The organism is Streptomyces sp. NPDC047022 (assembly GCF_040644155.1).
Taxonomy (GTDB): Bacteria; Actinomycetota; Actinomycetes; order Streptomycetales; family Streptomycetaceae; genus Streptomyces.
The window spans coordinates 1-1,750 of sequence record NZ_JBEYVV010000097.1 but is presented as its reverse complement, the minus strand read 5'-3'; the positions used below and the strand labels follow the sequence as shown (position 1 = coordinate 1,750).

Below are 1,750 nucleotides of genomic sequence, written 5' to 3'. Positions count from 1 at the left end.
CCGCTGACCGTCAACGGCAAGCTGGACCGCAAGGCCCTGCCCGCCCCGCAGTACACCACCGGTGACGGCAGGGCGCCTGCCACGGTGCAGGAGGAGATCGTCTGCCAGGCGTTCGCCGAGTTCCTCGGGCTCGAGAGCGTCGGCGTCGACGACGACTTCTTCCAGCTGGGCGGGCACTCCCTCCTCGCGGTATCGCTGGTGGAGGCCCTGCGCGCCCGGGGCGTGGCCATCTCCGTACGGGCACTGTTCCAGACCCCGACACCGGCCGGACTCGCCGGCTCGGCGGGCGAAGCGCAGGTCGTGGTGCCGGCGAACCTGATCCCCGCCGACGCCACCGAACTCACCTCGGCGATGCTGCCGTTGGTGGAGCTGACCGCGTCCGAGGTCGCGCAGGTGGTGGCACAGGTCGACGGCGGCGCGGCGAACGTGGCGGACGTCTACCCGCTCGCCCCGCTGCAGGAGGGTTTCTTCTTCCACTACCTGATGACCAGTCAGGATCGTGCCGCTGCCGACGTCTACTTGACACCGACGGTGCTCGGGTTCGACTCGCGACAGCGGCTGGAGGCCTTCCTGGACGCGTTCCAGCAGGTGGTCGACCGTCATGACATCTACCGCACGGCGATCGTCTGGGAAGGGCTGCGCGAGCCCGTCCAGGTGGTGCTGCGCCGCGCGGCGCTGCCTGTCCGTGAGCTGACCCTCGATCCGCACGGCGCCGACCCGGTGGAGCAGTTGGTGGCCGCCGGCGCGCCGTGGATGGACCTGCGCCGGGCGCCGCTGCTCGACGTCACCACCGCCGCCGAGCCGGGGAGCGACCGGTGGCTGGCGATGGTGCGCTTCCACCACCTGGTGCAGGACCACACCACGATGGAGGTCGTGCTCGGCGAGCTCGCCGCGCTGCTCTCCGGCCGTGGTGACGCCCTGCCGCAGCCACTGCCGTTCCGCAACTTCGTGGCCCAGGCGCGGTTCGGTGTGCCGAGCGAGGAGCACGAGCGTTACTTCGCCGAGCTGCTGGGCGACGTCACCGAGACCACAGCGCCGTTCGGTTCCGTGGACGTCCACGGCGACGGCAGCGACGGCGAGCGCTCACTGCAGATCGTGGACAGCGAACTGGCGTCTCGGCTCCGCGCGTTGGCGCGCCGCCTCGGGGTCAGCCCGGCCACCGTGTTCCACCTGGCGTGGGCGCGGGTGCTGGCGGCGGTCAGCGGCCGGGACGACGTGGTGTTCGGCACCGTGCTGTCCGGCCGGATGAACTCCGGTGCGGGGGCGGACCGGGTGACCGGCCTCTTCCTCAACACCCTGCCCATGAGGGCACGGATCGGGCCGGCCTCGGTTGCGGACGCCCTGGTCGCGATGCGGGACCAGCTGGCCGAGCTGCTGGTGCACGAGCACGCACCGCTGGCGCTGGCCCAGCAGGTCAGCGGCCTGCCGGGCGGCAGCCCACTGATCGCCTCCATCTTCAACTACCGGCACCAGCAGACCGCCGCGCGGCGCGGCGATGGCGGTCTGGCGGGCATCGCGACGCTCTACTCGCGGGAGCGCTCGAACTACCCGCTGAACGTGACCGTCGACGACGGCGTCGAGTTCGGCCTGACCATCGAGGCAGCGTCGCCGGCCGACCCCGCCCGGGTCGGTGCGCTGCTGCAGACCGCACTGGCCGGACTGGTGACGGCCCTCGAGGAGGCCCCCGACACGCCGCTCGCGGCGGTACCCGTGTTGAACGCCGAGCAGCGCCACCAGCTGGTAGCCGACT

The 1,750-nt window shown here is 72.1% G+C and carries 1 protein-coding gene; it reads left to right on the top strand.

The genetic code is table 11. From position 1 onward, the window contains the following. Positions 1-1,750 (top strand): condensation domain-containing protein (locus ABZ845_RS31910; protein WP_360987039.1); only part of this gene is annotated, 1,750 nt, incomplete at both ends.